This window comes from uncultured Microbacterium sp., assembly GCF_963528945.1.
In the GTDB taxonomy this organism is placed as follows: Bacteria; Actinomycetota; Actinomycetes; order Actinomycetales; family Microbacteriaceae; genus Microbacterium.
This window is the reverse complement of record NZ_CAURWX010000001.1, coordinates 1134388-1150837: the sequence shown is the minus strand read 5'-3', so window position 1 is coordinate 1150837 and position 16450 is coordinate 1134388. Positions and strand designations below refer to the sequence as shown.

Below are 16450 nucleotides of genomic sequence, written 5' to 3'. Positions count from 1 at the left end.
GATCGATCAGGCGGCCGCGACGCGGGCGGAACGCATCCGACGAACAGGTGAGGGAGTGCCGATGCCCATTCTTCCGAGCATCTCCGGACCCAGGGACCTCGATGGTCTGACCGAGAAGCAGCTGATCGAGCTCGCACAGGAGATCCGCGAGTTCCTCGTCGAGAACGTCGCCCGCACCGGCGGTCACCTCGGGCCGAACCTCGGCGTCGTCGAGCTCACCGTCGCTCTCCATCGCGTCTTCTCGTCGCCCGACGACCCCTTCATCTTCGACACCGGTCACCAGTCGTACGTGCACAAGCTCCTGACGGGGCGGCAGGACTTCTCCCACCTGCGCGTCAAGGGCGGCATCGCGGGCTACCCGCAGCGGGCGGAGAGCCCGCACGACGTCGTCGAGTCGTCGCACGCGTCGAGCTCGTTGAGCTGGGCCGACGGGGTCTCGCGCGCACTCACCGCCACGGGACGCGGCGACCGGCACGTGATCGCCGTCGTCGGCGACGGTGCCCTCACCGGGGGGATGACCTGGGAGGCGCTCAACAACATCTCCGACGACAACGACCGCAACCTCGTCATCGTCGTGAACGACAACGGGCGCTCCTACGCCCCGACCATCGGCGGCATGTCGCGCTACCTCAACCGCGTTCGAACCGCCGCCGCCTACAAAGACCTGCACCACAAGTCCGACCGGCTGTTCCGGGCGTTCGGGCCGATCGGCCGCGCGGTCTTCCGCGGTGTCCGGGGCGGGACGCACGGCTTCCTGTCCCGCTTCACCAACAACGAGGCGCTGTACTCCAACCTCGACATCAAGTACCTGGGCCCGGTCGACGGTCATGACCTTCCCGCCCTCATCGAGACGCTCGAACTCGCGAAGTCGTACGGTGCACCCGTCATCGTGCATGCGATCACCGAGAAGGGCCGCGGCTATCAGCCCGCCCGGGACGACGTCGCCGACCAGTTCCACGCGGTCGGCAAGATCGACCCCGTGACGGGCGAGACGCTCGGCGCCGGAGGTCGCGGCTGGACCGACGTGTTCTCGGAGTCGCTGGTGGCGGTCGGCGAGCGCAAGCCGGAGGTCATCGCGATGACCGCCGCGATGCTGCGTCCGACCGGTCTCGCCCCGTTCGCCGAACGTTTCCCGACGCGCGTCTACGACGTCGGCATCGCGGAGCAGCACGCGGTGGCGTCCGCGGCAGGTCTGGCCTTCGGCGGCCTGCACCCCGTGGTCGCGGTGTACGCCACCTTCATGGGCCGCGCGTTCGATCAGGTGCTCATGGACGTCGCCCTGCACCGCGCCGGCGTGACCTTCGTGCTCGACCGTGCGGGCGTGACGGGTCCCGATGGTCCCAGTCATCACGGCATGTGGGACCTCGCGATGCTGCAGATCGTTCCGCACATCCGCATCGCCGCGCCGCGCGACGGCGTCCGCCTGACCGAGGCGCTCGACGAGGCCGTCGAGGTCGATGACGCGCCGACCGTGATCCGTTTCCCGAAGGGCGAGGTCGCGGCCGAGCTGCCCGCCCTCGAGCGACTGCACGACGGCGTCGACGTGCTCGCGCGCGGCGAATCGGAGGACGTGCTCATCGTCGCGATCGGCCCGTTCGCGGAGCTCGCGATGGATGTGGCGAACCGTCTGCGCGCCCAGGGGATCGGTGCGACGGTCGTCGACCCGCGCTGGGCCATTCCGGTCCAGCCTTCCGTGGTCGCCCTCGCCGCTCGCCACCGTCTCGTCATCACGCTCGAGGACGGCATCCGTGTCGGTGGCATCGGCACGCGCGTGCGACAAGTGCTGCGCGAGGCTGGGATCGACACCGCGGTCGACGAGCTCGGTCTGCCCGACGAGTTCATCGATCACGCATCCCGCGACCAGATCCTGACCGAGGCCGGCCTCACGGCACCGAAGATCGCCCAGGACGTGGTCTCGCAGGTGCTGGGTACGCGCATCCCGGTGGCGCGCAACGCCGCCGAGACCGGCGCGGTCGACCTTCCGCTGCACGAGCGCTCCTGACACCGACGCTCGTCGGTTCCTTCGGCGCTAGGAAGGGCGTCAGCAGACAGGTCCGTCAGACCCGCCGTCGACGGCGGCGCCGGGGTCGCGCTGAGCGGCGCCGACCGCCCGCAGGGCGCGAGCGTCATCGCGCCGTGCACGACGCATCGTCAGCCACCAGCCGAGCGGAACCGCCACTGTGGCTGCCAGAGCGGGGGAGACGGTGAGGAAACCCCAGGGCGGGGAGTCGACGACACGAAAGACACTCCCGCCCGTGGCGACAGACAGATAGAGCGCGCCGATGAGCAGCCCGAGAGACGTGTACACGGCGAGGTGGACGGGGATCGACCGAACGCGTCGCATCGCCGTCGCGAGAGGGCGCACGCCGAGCATGCCGAACACCATCACGACGCCGGCCGGTATTCCCGCGAAGATGGCGACGACGATCGGAGCGGTGAGCAGCCAGGGGTCGAGATCGGTGGGGCTTGCCCCGTTCAGTACCGACGACGCGACCGCCGAGACGAGCACGGCTGCGCTCAGCAGCAGCACGAAGATCAACCAGACGGTGCCCCCGCCCCGGAGCAGCTCATCGGGAGTGAACGCCATCGGCTGCTGCGGCGTGCGGAGAGTACGCGGGTCCGGGTCGACTCTGGGCTCAGCGCCGTCGCTCATGACCGCACCTCCGCCTGCGTCCGCGGCTCTTGTTGAACATGGTCAGAACATAACGGACGCCGCTCGCACGCAGAAGGGGCCGCGCCTGTCGGCACGGCCCCTTCCGTCGTTCGGGTGCGTCAGCGGTGAGCGACGCCGCGGATCTGCGGGGTGTGGAACGAGCCCCCGAAGGCCCGCTCGGATGCGCCCTCGCGGTCGAGGTAGGGCGACGCCCCGCCGTCGATGAACGGCCAGCCCGCCCCGAGGATGAGGCACAGATCGATGTCCTCGACCTCGGGAACGACGCCCTCGTCCAGCATCCGCTTGATCTCGTCAGCCAAGCCGTCCTGCACGCGCTGCAGGATCGTCTCGTTCGAGGCCGGCGACGTGCCGACCGCGGGCTTCAGGATCTTCTCCGCCTGCTTCGTCCACCCGGTGACCCGGCCGCCCTTGTCCTTCTCGACCACGGCGTCCAGCTCCGCGAGCGCATGAAAGTTGTCGTTCGCGTAGAACCGGTCGGGGAACGTCGACGCCATCGTGTCCTGCACGTGCGCCGCCACCTTCCAGCCGACGAGGTCGATGAGTTGGAACGGCCCCATCGGGAGCCCGAGGGGTGCGAACGCCTTCTCCACATCGACGATCGGGGTGCCCTCGTAGACGGCTCGCGCGGCCTCGCCCATCACCTTCGCCAACAGGCGATTGACGACGAAGCCGGGCGCGTCGGCCGTGAGCACGGCGTTCTTCCCGAGCCCGCGCGCCACCACGAACGCCGTCGAGAGGGCAGCGTCTGACGTGGTCGGCGTCTTGACGATCTCGATGAGGGGCATGACGGCGACCGGGTTGAAGAAGTGGAACCCGACCAGGCGCTCCGGATGCGCCAGCTTCGCGCCGATCTCCTCGACCGACAGCGAAGACGTGTTGGTGGCGAGGATCGCGTCGTCGGCGATGATCGTCTCGATCTCGCCGAAGACCTGCTGCTTCACGCCGACCTCCTCGAACACCGCCTCGATCACGAAGTCGCAGTCGGCGTAGAGCGTCTTGTCGGTCGTCCCGGTCACGAGTCCGCGCAGCTTGTTGGCGGTGTCCGCGTCGACGCGGCCCTTGGCCTCGAGCTTCCCGATCTCGTCATGGATGTACGCCACGCCCTTGTCGACGCGCGCCTGGTCGAGGTCGGTGATCAGCACCGGCACCTGCAGCTTGCGCACGAACAGCAGAGCGAACTGGCTCGCCATCAGACCGGCGCCGATGATGCCGACCTTCGTCACCTTCTTGGCGAGCTGCTTGTCGGGAGCGCCCACGGGCCGCTTCGCTCGCTTCTGCACGAGGTCGAAGGCGTACATGGACGCCGCGAACTGATCGCCCGTGACGAGGTCGGCGAGCGCCTCGTCCTCCCGCGCGAAGCCCTCGGCCTTCGTACCGCTCTTCGCCTTGTCGAGCAGGTCCAGCGCGACGTACGGCGACTTCGGCACACTCCCGATCTTCGACTCGAGCATGCCGCGGGCCATCTTGATGGCGATGGGCCACTTGGTGAGGCGCTCGATCTTGCCGGGCTGATTCTTGCGTTCGACCTTCCTGCCGCCGAGCACCTCGTCGGCCCACGCCAGCGAGTCCTCGAGGTAGTTCGCGGCCGGGAAGATCGCGTCGACGATCCCCAGATCGAACGCCTGCTGCGGCTTCAGCATGCGGTTCTGCTTGAGCGGGTTCGAGATGATCACCTCAAGGGCGTTCTCGATGCCGATCAGGTTCGGCAGGAGGTACGCGCCACCCCACCCCGGGATGATGCCGAGGAAGACCTCCGGCAGGGCGATCGCGGCGGCGGAGGCGTCGACCGTGCGATAGGTGGAGTTCAGAGCGATCTCGAGCCCGCCCCCGAGCGCGAGCCCGTTCACGAATGCGAAGGTCGGCACACCCAGCTCGCCGAACCGCCCGAGCACCGTGTGGCCGAGCTGTGCGATGAGCCGCGCGTGGTCGCGGGATCCGACCTTGCCGATGTCGGAGAGGTCGGCGCCCGCGGCGAGGATGTACTGCTTGCCCGTGACGCCCACGGCGTCGATCTCGCCGGCCGCTGCGCGGGCGGCGAGCCCGTCGAGCGTCTCCCCGAGCTGCGTGAGCGTCGCGGGTCCGAGGGTGTTGGGACGGGTGTGGTCGCGCCCGTTGTCGAGCGTGATCAGCGCGAGCACCTTGCCCGAAGGCAGGCGGATGTCGCGGACGGGGGACTGCGTGACGACCTCGCCGTCGGTCAGTGCCCGAATGGGGGAGAAGTCGACGTTCGCGTACTGCTCGGAGACCGTGTTCGCCATGCTGCTCATCACTTCCGCTTCTTGCCGTTGTAGTGCGGGTTCTCCCAGATGACCGAACCGCCCTGACCCAGGCCGACGCACATCGCGGTGAGGCCGTAGCGCACGTCCGGGCGCTCGGCGAACTGCGCCGCGAGCTGGATCATCAGCCGCACACCGGATGCGGCGAGAGGGTGACCCACGGCGATCGCGCCGCCCCACTGGTTGACCCGGGGGTCGTCGTCGGCGATGCCGAAGTGGTCGAGCAGGGAGATGACCTGAATCGCGAAGGCCTCATTGAGCTCGAACAGGCCGATGTCGGAGATGTCGAGTCCGGCCTTGCGCAGCGCCTTCTCGGTGGAGGGGATGGGTCCGATGCCCATGATCTCGGGCTGGACCCCGGCGAAGGCGAAGGAGACCATCCGCATCTTCGGTGCGAGGCCGAGCTCCTTCACGGCGCGTCCGCCCGCAAGCAGCGACATGGTGGCGCCATCGGTGAGCGGCGACGAGGTGCCCGCCGTCACGCGCCCGTGCGGACGGAAGGGGGTCTTCAGCGCGGCGAGGTCTTCCATCGTGGTCTGCGGTCGACGTCCCTCGTCCTCGGTGGCGAGGCCCCAGGCGCCGTCGGCGCCCTTGATCGCGACCGAGACGAGGTCGGGCTGGATCTTGCCGGCGTCGTAGGCCGCCTGCACCTTGTGCTGGCTGAGCATGCCGTAACGGTCCGAGCGCTCCTTCGTGAGGTGCGGGAAGCGGTCGAAGATGCGCTCGGCGGTCACGCCCATGTTGAGCGCGCCGGGGTCGACCATCTTCTCCGCCACGAAGCGCGGGTTGGGGTCGGCGTTCCCGCCGATCGGGTGGTGACCCATGTGCTCGACTCCGCCGGCCAGGGCGAGGTCGTACATGCCCACACCGATCGACGCGCCCATCGTCGTCACGCTCGTCATCGCGCCCGCGCACATCCGCTCGACCGCGAGGCCCGGTACCGTCTGCGGCAGGCCGGCGAGGATCGCCACGGAGCGACCGAGGGTCAGCCCCTGGTCGCCGGTCTGGGAGGTCGCCGCGATCGCGACATCGTCGATGCGGTCGGCCGGCACGGCCTGATTCCGCTCCATGAGACCGATGGTCGCCTTCACGGCGAGGTCATCGGCTCGGGTGTTCCAGTACATGCCCTTTTCGCCGGCGCGCCCGAAGGGGGTGCGCACTCCATCGACGAAGAAGACGTCCGAGATCTCGGCCACTCTGCCTCCAAGTTTGTGCGGTGGCCTCAGTTTATGGAGGCCCCGAAACGGGGAGGAATCGGTTGGATCGAACCTACGAAGCGGTGGCGGACGCCTCGTCGGGTCGTTGCGCGGCCTCTACAAAAGCATCCGCGATCTTCTGTGCGGTCTGTGCAACCTGCCACGGGCGGGCGCCGAGCAGGGCGAGGTCGTGCGCGATGTCGTCGACCGAGTCTCCCGACGGTGACCACGCCACTCGACGCAAGTATTCGGGCGTGAGCAGATTCTCGGTGGGCATGTGAAGCCCCTCGGCGATCTGCTCGACCACCGGCCGCGCCGCCTTCAGCCGTGCGTCGGCCTCGGGGTTGCGATCGGCCCAGGCGCGCGGAGGCGGGAGGGCATCGCTCGGCACCCGTTCCCGGGGCAGTTCCTCGCTCGCGCGCCCCTCGACGATCGCCTGCCACCAGCGGTCGAGCTGCGAGCGGCTCGCGCGCCCCTGGAAGTCCTTCACACCGGCGAGAGCCTGCTTGCTCTGCGGGTTGGCGAGCACCGCCGCGACGAGCGAACGGTCGGGAACGAGACGCCCGGGGGAGACGTCCTGCTGCTGAGCGAACAGCTCGCGCGCGTGCCAGAGCGATCGTGCCACTGCGAGATTGCGCGCCCCACGCACCTGATGCAGGCCGCTCAGGCGCCGCCACGGGTCTTCTCGGGGCGCTTTCGGGAGACGCGCGAGCGTCGCCTGGAACTCCTCCGCGGCGAAGGCGGTCTTCCCCTGCTCCTCGAGCTCGGCGACGAGGGCGTCGCGGACGTCGACGAGGTGCAGCACATCGAGGGCGGCGTACTCGAGCCAGGCGTCCGGAAGCGGTCGCGTCGACCAGTCGGCGGCCGAGTGCTCTTTCTTGAGTGTGATGCCCAGCGTGTGCTCGACGACCGCAGCGAGCCCGACGCGCTCGTGCCCGAGCAGCCGCGATGCGAGCTCGGTGTCGAAGATCGTGTGCGGATCGAGTCCGAGCTCGCGCAGCGACGGCAGGTCCTGGCTGGCCGCGTGGAGCACCCATTCGAGGTCGCCGATGGCGTCGGCGAGTGGCGAGAAGTCTCCGATCGCGGGCGGATCGAACAGGAACACCCCGGCGTCGCGACGGAAGACCTGGACCAGATATGCGCGCTGCGAGTATCGGAAACCGGATGCGCGCTCGACATCGACCGCGACGGGCCCCTCGCCGTTCGCGAGGGTGGCGCAGGCGGCGCGGAACTCCTCGACGTCGGAGATCACGGAGTATTCAGTCACGTACAGCCTTTCGCGCGCCGATCACGGCGATGCCCTCGGAGCCGGGCGGAAGTCCCGCCAGCATCCCGACCAGTTCGGCCCATGCCTCGACGTGCGGGGGGAAGGGTCCTTCGGGAGACCAGGACGCCCGCAATTCTATCTGGGCGCCATCGCCTTCGAGGGCGAGGCCCCCGAAGCCCTTCGAAAGGGTCTTGGTCGAGGTTCCCGATGCGGCCGCGTAGACGGCGTCGCGAGAGTCGAGCGCGTCGATCAGCCACGACCACGTCACATCCGCGAGAAGCGGATCGGTGCCGATCTCGGTCTCCAGCGGGGCTTGCGCGAAGATCACGATGCGCCACGCACCGCCCCAGCCGGCCGGCTCGTCCGGATCGTGCAGGAGGATGAACCGCCCGGTGCCGTAGGCCGACTCGCCATTGGCGTCCGGGCGCACATCGGCGGCCAGGGCGATCGCGAACGGGGCGAGCCCGGTCGGCGCGGGAATCTCTCGGACGGCGATGTCGTCGCGGAACACCGTCGTGCGCAATTCTGCCGTGGCGCTGTCGAAGGGGCTCCCGGCATCGGGGGGTGCGGTCACGGCAACAGGCTAGAGTCAGGAGGCGATGAAGAGTCTCAGGCACGCCGTCGCGCTCGTCCTCCCGATCTTCGCGCTGCTGGGTGCGGCCGCGTCGTTCCTCGTGCTCGGCGTCGCCCGCCGGGTGGTCGTCCCGTCGTCGGGCCGCCCCAACACCCGCATCCTGTCGATCGACACCGGGTCGCAGACCATCGAGCTCGCCCGCACACTCGACACCGAGCTTCCCGGGCGATACGGCCTGTACACGACCGGGACGTACGGCTACGTGAAGCTGGGCGCCGTGCTCAGTGCCGACGCCACGACCGTCCGGCGGAAACTGCTCACGCAGATCGAGCCCGGCGCGCGCGTCGACGCGGAGGCGGGTTTCAGCGGGTGGTACTACGCCGCTCCCGCCGAACTGCACCTTCCCTGGCAGAACGTCCTCATCGGGTCGCCCGCGGGCCCCTGCCCCGCCTGGTTCTTCCCCGCCGCGTCACGGACCTGGGTCATCCAGGTGCACGGTCGCGGCACCACCCGGGGCGAGTGCCTGAGGGCCGTGCCGGTGCTGCATGCGGCGGGCCTGCCCACCCTCCTCGTCTCCTATCGCAACGACGGCGAGGCCCCGCGCAGTCGCTCGGGCGCCTACGCGCTCGGTGCCGCGGAGTGGCGCGACGTCGATGCGGCCGTCGCCTACGCGCTCCGTCACGGTGCCGACCAGGTCATCCTCATGGGCTGGTCCATGGGTGGGGCGATCGCGCTGCAGACGGCCGTGAACTCCGGTCACCGCGACCGGATCGCCGGACTCATCCTCGATTCGCCCGTGGTGGACTGGCGCAGCGTGCTGCGCTTCCAGGCCGGCCAGATCGGCCTGCGCGCTCCGCTGCCCACCCTCGCGATGCGCGCCCTCATGCATCCACTCGGCGCGCGGTTGAGCGGCGCGGAGGAGGCGATCCCGTTCGATCGGCTCGACATGGTCGCACGGGCGGATGACCTCACCGCGCCCATGCTCATCCTGCACAGCGACGATGACGGATACGTGCCCTCCGCGCCGTCGCGCGCCCTGCACGACGCACGCCCCGACATCGTCACGATGCCGCGCATCTCCGGAGCGCGGCACACGAAGATCTGGAACCACGACGAGGCGGGATGGTCGTCGGCGATCACCGACTGGCTGCGGGCGCGAGGCTTCAGCGCTTCTGCCTGACCTGCTTCTTCGCCCGCATGAGCATGCCCGTCATGCCCCCGATGCGCAGCGGGGAGACGGCCTTCGTCAGGCCGATCGACTGCGGGTAGTCGTCGGGGATCGCCAGAACCTCGTCGGGAGTGAGGCCCGTGATGCCCTGGGCGAGGATGCTCGCGAACCCGCGCGTGGTCGGCGCCTCCGGGGGAGCCGTGGCGTGCATGACGACCCGGTCGTCGATGACCTCCACGTAGATGTAGACGGGGGACTGGCACTCGGCCACCCGCTCGCACATCTCCGGATGCTCGGCCACGTTGGGGGAGACCGGGGGCAATTCGTCGGCGAACTCGAGCAGGAGCAGCAGACGATCGGCCTCCGGCGTCTCGAGGAACGAGTCGCGGATCTCGGCGAGGGTGTCGGGAACGTGGGTGTCGCTCATCCCCGCCATTCTCACACGCTCAGAGTGTGCCGGGCTCGGATCCGGTGGCGATCGGCACACGCACCGCGCTGCCCCACTCGGTCCACGATCCGTCGTAGTTGCGCACGTTCTCGAATCCGAGCAGGTGCTTCAGCACGAACCACGTGTGGCTCGACCGCTCCCCGATGCGGCAGTATGCGACGACCTCGTCGCCGTCGGTCAGCCCCGCACCCTCGCGGTAGATCGCGTCGAGCTCCGCACGGCTCTTGAACCCGCCGTCCTCGGCCACGGCCTTGGCCCACGGAACGCTCTGCGCGGTGGGGATGTGGCCGGCGCGCAGAGCGCCTTCCTCCGGGTACGCGGGGGCGCTCGTGCGCTCTCCGCTGTACTCCTCCGGCGAGCGCACGTCGATCAGCGGCTTGCCGATGTGGGCGAGCACGTCCTCCTTGTAGGCGCGGAGCAGGGAGTCGTCGCGCTCCACGACCGGATACTCGGTCGCGGGCCGGGTCGTCTTCTCACGTGTGATCTCGCGTCCCTCCGCGATCCAGCGGTCGCGGCCGCCGTCGAGCAGACGCACGTCTTCGTGGCCGAAGAGCGAGAAGACCCACAGCGCGTACGCGGCCCACCAGTTGTTCTTGTCGCCGTAGATGACGACGGTGTCGTCGCGGGAGATGCCCTTGCTGCTCAGGAGGGCGGCGAACCCCTCGCCGTCGACGTAGTCGCGCACCACGGGGTCGTTCAGCTCGGTGTGCCAGTCGACTTTCACCGCTCCCGGGATGTGTCCCGTCTCGTAGAGCAATACGTCTTCGTCGGACTCCACGACGACGAGTCCCGGTTCACCGAGGTGCTCGGCCAGCCACTGGGTGCTGACGAGACGTCCGGGCTCGGAGTACTCGGCGAACTTGGCGGACGACGTGTCGAACTCGATGGTCACGGGACGCTCCTCGGGGGTGTGCGGGCGAAGGGTGGGCCGACGACGGCGTAGTGTGGATCCGTCGCTTCGACGATAGTTCCCCTCGGTGCCCCCGATGCCCGATTCGTAAGACTTCGACACAGGAAACGAATGACCGACACGAAGAGCACCCCGGGCGTCGTGCGCCTCAGTGATCGACAGCCCGCGGTCAGCGGTCCCGAGATGCTGGCCAGCCTCGTGCCGCCGCCGCAGTTCGACGGAGCGACCTTCGACAGCTACCGCGCGGACCCGGAGTACCCCTCGCAGGAGGAGGCGAAGCAGACACTCCTGCAGTTCTCGGGTCGCGGTGCCCCCGCCAAGCGGGGCGGGCTGTTCAGCCGGGCGAAGAAGGAACCGGAGGTCAAGCCGGGTGTGTACCTCGACGGCGGATTCGGCGTCGGCAAGACGCACCTCCTCGCGGCGATCTACCACGCGATGCCCGCGCGGAGGAAGTACTTCGGCTCGTTCATCGAGTACACGGCTCTCGTCGGGGCTCTCGGCTACAAGAACACCGTCGCCCTCCTCCGCGGAGCCGACCTGCTGTGCATCGACGAGTTCGAGCTCGACGATCCGGGCGACACCATGGTCATGACCCGGCTCCTGGGCGAGCTGGTCGCCTCGGGATCGAAGCTCGCGGCGACGTCGAACACTCCGCCGAACGCGCTGGGCGAGGGGCGATTCGCCGCGCAGGACTTCCTTCGCGAGATCCACCAGATGGCCGACAGCTTCCGCACGATGCGCATTGACGGCGTCGACTTCCGGCAGCGCGCGATCGACGGCCACGCCGTCGTGCTCACCGACGACCAGTACGCGGATGCCGTCGCCACCGCATCCGCATCGTCGTCGGTCTCGGACGACGCGTTCGACGACGTCATCTCCCACCTCGCTCGCGTGCACCCCTCGCGCTACATCCGGCTGATCGACGGGCTCGAGGTCGTCGGCCTCCGCGATGTGCGCGTCCTCACCGATCAGTCGGAGGCGCTGCGCTTCGTCGCCTTCGTCGATCGCGTCTACGACGCGCAGATCCCCATCCTCGCGACCGGGGTCGGCCTCGACCGGGTCTTCGCCGAGGAGATGCTCGGCGGCGGATACCGCAAGAAGTACCTCCGCGCGATCTCCCGGCTGAATGCACTGACGCATTCCAGCCCCGCGTAACGCGATGGTTACACGCCGACGCCGCGTGTAACGCCGGGGAAACACACCTCGCCCGTCCCTGAAACCGAGCCTCGCCACACTGAAGCTCTCAGTTACTCGGATGTGAGGTATTCCATGGATGCTCCCGGCAACATCTCCTGGGCGATCACCGCGACCGCCCTGGTGCTGCTCATGACCCCCGGCGTCGCGTTCTTCTACGGCGGACTCGTCAAGGCGAAGAGCGTCGTCAGCATGATGATGATGAGCTTCGGCTCCATCGGACTGGTGGCGGTGCTCTGGATCCTGTTCGGCTTCTCGATGAGCGCGGTCGAAAGCCCGACCCAGTTCGCGGGCAACCCGTTCGCCGACTTCGGTCTCGCGGGCCTCGCCGAAGGCCCGGACGCCAACGTCGCGCTCCTCGGTGTCGCCTACGGCGCGACCTTCGCGATCATCACCGTCGCCCTGATCTCGGGCGCGATCGCCGACCGGGCCAAGTTCGGCTCCTGGCTGATCTTCGCCGGCATCTTCGCCACGGTGGGCTACTTCCCGATCGCCGCCTGGGTGTGGGGCGGCGGCTGGATCATGAACCTCGGTGAGACGCTCTTCCCCGGGGGCGATATCGCGGTCATCGACTACGCCGGCGGCACCGCGGTGCACATCAACGCCGGAGCGGCGGCGCTCGCCCTCGCGATCGTCCTCGGCAAGCGCATCGGCTTCCAGAAGGGCATCCTCAAGCCGCACAACGTGCCGCTGACGCTGCTGGGCGCCGCGCTGCTGTGGTTCGGCTGGTTCGGTTTCAACGCCGGCGCCGAGTGGCTCGCCGAGGACATGGGCGGTGTCGGCCTCATCGGGATCAACACCCTCGGTGCGACGGCGGCGGCCATCCTCGGTTGGATCCTCATCGAGAAGATCAAGGACGGCAAGCCCACGTCGGTGGGCGCCGCCTCCGGTGCGGTCGCCGGTCTCGTGGCCATCACCCCCGCCTGCGCGAACCTGACCCCCGGATGGGCGCTGCTGCTGGGCGCCGTCGCCGGTGTGCTCTGCGCGCTGGCCGTCGAGCTGAAGTTCCGTCTCGGGTTCGACGACTCGCTCGACGTCGTCGGCATCCACCTGGTGGGCGGCCTGCTCGGCACGATCTACCTCGGATTCTTCGCGACGGGCCAGGGCCTGTTCGTCGGCGGCGACTGGCGCCTGCTGGTCGTGCAGGTCATCGCCGCGGGCGGCGTGCTGATCTACTCCTTCGTGGTGGCGTTCATCATCGGCTTCGCGATCGAGAAGACCATCGGCTTCCGCGTCACGAGCGAAGACGAGATCGCCGGCGTCGACTCGGTCGTGCACGGCGAGGAGGGCTACGCCCTCACCGGAGCCTGATCCCGGATCGAGCAACTAGGGTGACCGTGTGAGTTCAGCCCGGAGCATCCTCGTCACGATCACCCGGAGAGTGCTCGACGCACTCTCGCCCCGAACGTCCCGGCCCCGCACGGCGCCGGGACGTTCGGCCGTGCTGCGCCCGCAACCCGCTCGTGACACGTCGGGGCGCGAGGCGCAGACGGAGACGAGACGACTCGACCCGCGCGCGGTCGGCAGCCTGGTCGTCGAGTACTCCCCGAACCGCGATGGGGCCCCGGATGCGGGCGAGATCGTGTGGACGTGGGTGCCCTACGAGGAGGGCGACGGGCGAGGGAAGGACCGTCCGGTGCTCGTCATCGGCCGCGCGTCGGCGGACCGGGTCTACGCGGTGCGTCTGACATCGCGCCCGCACGACGGCGATCGGGACTACCTGTCCATCGGATCAGGGGCGTGGGATGCCCAGGGGCGAGAGTCGTGGGTCGACATCGAGCAGCTCTACAGCGTGCACGAGCGGGGCCTTCGGCGGGAGGCCGCGGTACTCGCCAGGTCGCGATTCGACCGGGTGGCCGCGGCGCTGCAGAAGCGATACGGATGGCGCGCGACACGCCCGTCGTGAGCGTTCGAGCAGATCGGGGCAATCCGATCGCGCGCGGGTGCCGAACCTCCTGTGAGCCGCTCCCGCGGTTCCCGCACAAGGAGGCATCATGCGTTTCATCCCCACCAAGGTCCACGGCATCCTCGACTACGTCGTCGGCATCGCCCTGATCGCAGCCCCCTGGCTGTTCGGCTTCGCCGCCATGGGCGGGCCCGCCGTCATCATCCCGGTCGTGCTCGGCATCGGCCTGATCGTCTACAGCCTGTTCACGAAGTACGAGTGGGGCCCCTTCGGATTCATCCCGATGCCGGTGCACCTCGTCTTCGACATCGTCGCGAGCCTGTTCCTCGCCCTCTCGCCCTGGATCTTCGGATTCTCGACCGAAGCCCCGAACGTGTGGCTGCCGCACGTCGTCGTCGGCATCGCGGTCATCGTCGTCGTGCTGTTCTCGAAGCCGCAGCCGGCGAGCACGCCTCGGACCGCCCGAGCCTGATGCGTGCAGAAGGCCCCCTCCTGTCCTGGCAGGAGGGGGCCTTCGTGCGTGCGGGGGAGCGATCACTCCCCGTCGATGTCGTCCTCGTCGAGCGGGTCGGTGACGTCGACCTCGGAATCGTCCAGGCGCTGGTCCTGCGCTGGGGGCAGATCCTGCAGGAAGGCGCGGTCGCTGTTCGGGTCTCCGCTGCCGTCGCCGGCGATCCGGTCGTCCTCTGCTCCGGCGATCGGGTTCTGGTCCTCGATGTCGCTCATCGCTCACTCCTCTCGATCGGGCCGCCCCGGTATGGGTGGCCGCTGCCCTTCGATGCTCTCCGGTCGAGCGCGCTGGGCCGAGGGGGTGGTGCGGGAAGGAGCCGCGTGTTAGACGGAGCGAGCGGCCTCATCATCCCAGAGTGCGTCGATCGGCAGGGGCCTGCCGACGACACGCTCCGCCGCGCGGTGGCCGGAGAGCAGCGCCGCCGACACCGTCGCGGGGTCGTCGGTCCACGTGGCCTCGCCCGCGAGGTGCAGCCGGTCGCCGATGGGCGAGGCGAGGTCGTCGTGATCGGCGGTCGTCGAGCCGGGGAGCATGAAGGCGTACGAGCCGCGCGACCACGGGTCGTGCTGCCAGGCGGTCCGGTGGATCGCCGTCGGGGCGGGAACGCTGTCGCCGTACAGGCGGCGCAGTTGAGCGAGCACCGAGGCGACGAGCCGTTCCTCGTCCCAGTCCGCCGTCTGCTCGGCGGCGGGTCCGGCGGCGAAGGTGAGCAGAGTCGGCTCTCCGTCGAGGCGGGTGAGGTCGTACCACGAATGCCACCACCGGCCCTCCGGACCCTGCTGGCGGATCGCGTAGACGTCTCGGTCCCAGAAGCGCTCGGGGAAGCGGAGGAACACCTTCTCGAAGCGGTTCATCGCCAACCTCGACAGTGCGGCGGCGTGCGCGTCGGGAAGAGCGGGGGAGAACACGAGGTCACCGGACTGCAGCACCCCGACCGGAACCGTGACGATCGCCTGCTGTGCGCTGAAGACCTCGTGCTCGGTGAGGACGACCACGCCGTCCGTCGACCACTCGACGCGCGTCGACGGTGTCGACAGGCGCACGTCGAGGCCCTCCGCGAGGTGCGCGGGCAGCTCGTCGTACCCGTCGGGGAACACGACCTCGTCGCCATCGATCGCATCGTCGTCGAGCCCGTGCGCCGCCAGGTCGTCGATCCCGGCGCCGTACTGCTCCTCCGAGCGGTGCTCGAGGTACTCCCGTACGCGCTGCGTTCGCACCGCATCCCATCCCTGTGCGGCCAGTGCGGCCTCGGTGACGTCGCGATACGAATCATCGGGGCCGGATGCGGCGATCGTGCCGAGCAGCGCGGCGTCGACCGCTCGAATGTCGTCGATGTAGCGCCGCGCCTCGTCTTCGCTGAGCCGGTCGCCGTCCGGGCCGTAGTGGGCGATCGGGCGGCTGTCGGGCTGATATCCGCCGACGGTGAACTCGACGGTTCGCAGACCGAACGCCCCAGCGGCGGCGGCGACCGGGCTGTCGGTGATGCCATGGATCCACGACGCGCCGAGGTCGGTCACCCGGCCGCCGGAACGATCGGTGTGCACTCGACCGCCGATGCGGTCACGCGCTTCGAGGAGAACGCATCGACGCCCGGCGATCTCGAGCAGTCGAGCCGCGGTCAGACCCGCCACGCCCGCTCCGACCACGATGACGTCGACATTCTCCATGCGCATTTTCCTCACCGGAGCCGCGGCGCAGCCCCTCCGCTCCGACGTTAGCGAGGTCGGGGGAGCGGGAGGAAGGGAGAGCGCGGAGAGAGTGGGCGCGATCTCAGCGCAGCCACCACTCCGGCGAGGCCGCGAGGATCCGAGCGACAGCGCGGTCGGTGTCGTCGTCTCCGGAGCGCAGCCACTGCTCGATCGCTCCGACGGTCCCCGCGGCCGCGTACGCCACGGCGTATGCCATCGCATCGGGGTCGGCGGCGATGGCGGGCGGCACGATGTGAGGTCGCAGCTGCACCCAGAGCTCGAGACCGGATCGGATGGAGCGTTCCAGATTGTCGCGGATCGGAGCGGCCAGCAGGGGTCGCATGGCTCCTCGGTAGACGCAGGCACGGCGGCGCACGTGTTCGAGCAGCGCCCGCTCCCCGTCGCCGATCGTGTCGGTGCGCGGGAGGATCTCCATCGACTCCGCGATCTCGGCCGACAGCGCCTGCGCGAGAAGGTCGACCGGGCTGTCTGCGTGCCGGTAGAAGGTGTCGCGTGCGACGCCGGCGCGTGCGCAGATCGCGGACGCGGTGACGTCGGCGATCGGCATGGTGGCGGCCAGCGAGAGGACGGCGTCGTGCAGGCGCTCCTGCGATCTCCGAGCCCGTGCGTCCATCCTC

The 16450-nt window shown here is 69.3% G+C and carries 16 protein-coding genes; 6 read left to right on the top strand and 10 right to left on the bottom strand.

From position 1 onward, the window contains the following. Positions 1 to 61 precede the first annotated feature (61 nt). Positions 62 to 2002: a 1-deoxy-D-xylulose-5-phosphate synthase gene (gene dxs, locus RWS82_RS05445; protein WP_314647651.1), complete on the top strand. Its 1941-nt coding sequence runs from the start codon at positions 62 to 64 to the stop codon at positions 2000 to 2002. Positions 2003 to 2041: 39 nt separating this feature from the next. On the opposite strand, the gene RWS82_RS05440 is transcribed toward dxs, so the two are convergent. From RWS82_RS05440 to RWS82_RS05420, 5 genes are all read right to left on the bottom strand, one after another. Further along, positions 2042 to 2653 (bottom strand): hypothetical protein, encoded by a 612-nt coding sequence (locus RWS82_RS05440; protein ID WP_314647648.1) that lies wholly within the window; start codon positions 2651 to 2653, stop codon positions 2042 to 2044. 119 nt (positions 2654 to 2772) lie between these two features. Continuing rightward, a complete protein-coding gene (locus RWS82_RS05435; protein ID WP_400190059.1) occupies positions 2773 to 4941 on the bottom strand; it encodes a 3-hydroxyacyl-CoA dehydrogenase NAD-binding domain-containing protein in 2169 nt (722 codons plus the stop codon). Then, the gene (locus tag RWS82_RS05430; protein ID WP_314647646.1) at positions 4941 to 6146 is read right to left on the bottom strand and encodes a thiolase family protein; all 1206 of its coding nucleotides are present in this window, start codon (positions 6144 to 6146) and stop codon (positions 4941 to 4943) included. Before RWS82_RS05430 ends, RWS82_RS05435 begins: the two co-directional genes overlap by 1 nt. A 73-nt stretch (positions 6147 to 6219) precedes the next feature. Then, complete coding sequence (locus RWS82_RS05425) at positions 6220 to 7413, bottom strand: HRDC domain-containing protein (protein WP_314647645.1); 1194 nt, start codon at positions 7411 to 7413, stop codon at positions 6220 to 6222. Next, positions 7406 to 7987 (bottom strand): DUF3000 domain-containing protein, encoded by a 582-nt coding sequence (locus tag RWS82_RS05420; RefSeq protein ID WP_314647642.1) that lies wholly within the window; start codon positions 7985 to 7987, stop codon positions 7406 to 7408. The genes RWS82_RS05425 and RWS82_RS05420 overlap by 8 nt, the downstream gene beginning before the upstream one ends. A gap of 25 nt (positions 7988 to 8012) precedes the next feature. Between RWS82_RS05420 and RWS82_RS05415 the strand changes: the two genes are divergently transcribed. After that, entirely contained in the window at positions 8013 to 9167 is a 1155-nt protein-coding gene (locus RWS82_RS05415; RefSeq protein ID WP_314647640.1) for an alpha/beta fold hydrolase, read from the top strand. Here RWS82_RS05415 and RWS82_RS05410 read toward each other — a convergent pair. Then, complete coding sequence (locus RWS82_RS05410; RefSeq protein ID WP_314647638.1) at positions 9151 to 9582, bottom strand: SufE family protein; 432 nt, start codon at positions 9580 to 9582, stop codon at positions 9151 to 9153. The two genes, RWS82_RS05415 and RWS82_RS05410, sit on opposite strands and share 17 nt — an antisense overlap. 19 nt (positions 9583 to 9601) lie before the next feature. Continuing rightward, positions 9602 to 10495, bottom strand: coding sequence for a sulfurtransferase (locus RWS82_RS05405; protein WP_314647636.1), 894 nt, complete (start codon positions 10493 to 10495; stop codon positions 9602 to 9604). 129 nt (positions 10496 to 10624) lie between these two features. On the opposite strand from RWS82_RS05405, the gene zapE reads away from it, so the two are divergent. The 4 genes from zapE (at position 10625) to RWS82_RS05385 (ending at position 14085) form a co-directional block, all read left to right on the top strand. Next, positions 10625 to 11668: a cell division protein ZapE gene (zapE, locus tag RWS82_RS05400; RefSeq protein ID WP_314647635.1), complete on the top strand. Its 1044-nt coding sequence runs from the start codon at positions 10625 to 10627 to the stop codon at positions 11666 to 11668. 114 nt (positions 11669 to 11782) lie between these two features. Further along, positions 11783 to 13018: an ammonium transporter gene (locus RWS82_RS05395; protein ID WP_314647633.1), complete on the top strand. Its 1236-nt coding sequence runs from the start codon at positions 11783 to 11785 to the stop codon at positions 13016 to 13018. 28 nt (positions 13019 to 13046) lie between these two features. Then, positions 13047 to 13613 (top strand): type II toxin-antitoxin system PemK/MazF family toxin, encoded by a 567-nt coding sequence (locus RWS82_RS05390; RefSeq protein ID WP_314647632.1) that lies wholly within the window; start codon positions 13047 to 13049, stop codon positions 13611 to 13613. A gap of 88 nt (positions 13614 to 13701) precedes the next feature. After that, positions 13702 to 14085, top strand: coding sequence for an SPW repeat protein (locus RWS82_RS05385; protein WP_314647631.1), 384 nt, complete (start codon positions 13702 to 13704; stop codon positions 14083 to 14085). A gap of 62 nt (positions 14086 to 14147) precedes the next feature. On the opposite strand, the gene RWS82_RS05380 is transcribed toward RWS82_RS05385, so the two are convergent. From RWS82_RS05380 to RWS82_RS05370, 3 genes are all read right to left on the bottom strand, one after another. Beyond that, positions 14148 to 14339, bottom strand: a complete 192-nt coding sequence (locus tag RWS82_RS05380) for a hypothetical protein (RefSeq protein WP_314647630.1) — start codon at positions 14337 to 14339, stop codon at positions 14148 to 14150. Positions 14340 to 14447: 108 nt separating this feature from the next. Beyond that, positions 14448 to 15791 carry an NAD(P)/FAD-dependent oxidoreductase gene (locus tag RWS82_RS05375; protein ID WP_314647629.1) on the bottom strand — a complete coding sequence of 448 codons (1344 nt, stop codon included), beginning with the start codon at positions 15789 to 15791 and terminating at the stop codon, positions 14448 to 14450. A gap of 103 nt (positions 15792 to 15894) precedes the next feature. Further along, the gene (locus RWS82_RS05370) at positions 15895 to 16446 is read right to left on the bottom strand and encodes a TetR/AcrR family transcriptional regulator (RefSeq protein ID WP_314647627.1); all 552 of its coding nucleotides are present in this window, start codon (positions 16444 to 16446) and stop codon (positions 15895 to 15897) included. Positions 16447 to 16450 lie beyond the last annotated feature (4 nt).

What these genes read in the sequence shown, in the direction of transcription:
- dxs (WP_314647651.1), top strand. Translation starts at nt 62, where the DNA reads ATGCCCATTCTTCCGAGCATCTCCGGACCCAGGGACCTCGATGGTCTG.
- RWS82_RS05440 (WP_314647648.1), bottom strand. Translation starts at nt 2,653, where the DNA reads ATGAGCGACGGCGCTGAGCCCAGAGTCGACCCGGACCCGCGTACTCTC.
- RWS82_RS05435 (WP_400190059.1), bottom strand. Translation starts at nt 4,941, where the DNA reads ATGAGCAGCATGGCGAACACGGTCTCCGAGCAGTACGCGAACGTCGAC.
- RWS82_RS05415 (WP_314647640.1), top strand. Translation starts at nt 8,013, where the DNA reads ATGAAGAGTCTCAGGCACGCCGTCGCGCTCGTCCTCCCGATCTTCGCG.
- RWS82_RS05410 (WP_314647638.1), bottom strand. Translation starts at nt 9,582, where the DNA reads ATGAGCGACACCCACGTTCCCGACACCCTCGCCGAGATCCGCGACTCG.
- zapE (WP_314647635.1), top strand. Translation starts at nt 10,625, where the DNA reads ATGACCGACACGAAGAGCACCCCGGGCGTCGTGCGCCTCAGTGATCGA.
- RWS82_RS05395 (WP_314647633.1), top strand. Translation starts at nt 11,783, where the DNA reads ATGGATGCTCCCGGCAACATCTCCTGGGCGATCACCGCGACCGCCCTG.
- RWS82_RS05385 (WP_314647631.1), top strand. Translation starts at nt 13,702, where the DNA reads ATGCGTTTCATCCCCACCAAGGTCCACGGCATCCTCGACTACGTCGTC.
- RWS82_RS05380 (WP_314647630.1), bottom strand. Translation starts at nt 14,339, where the DNA reads ATGAGCGACATCGAGGACCAGAACCCGATCGCCGGAGCAGAGGACGAC.
- RWS82_RS05375 (WP_314647629.1), bottom strand. Translation starts at nt 15,791, where the DNA reads ATGGAGAATGTCGACGTCATCGTGGTCGGAGCGGGCGTGGCGGGTCTG.
- RWS82_RS05370 (WP_314647627.1), bottom strand. Translation starts at nt 16,446, where the DNA reads ATGGACGCACGGGCTCGGAGATCGCAGGAGCGCCTGCACGACGCCGTC.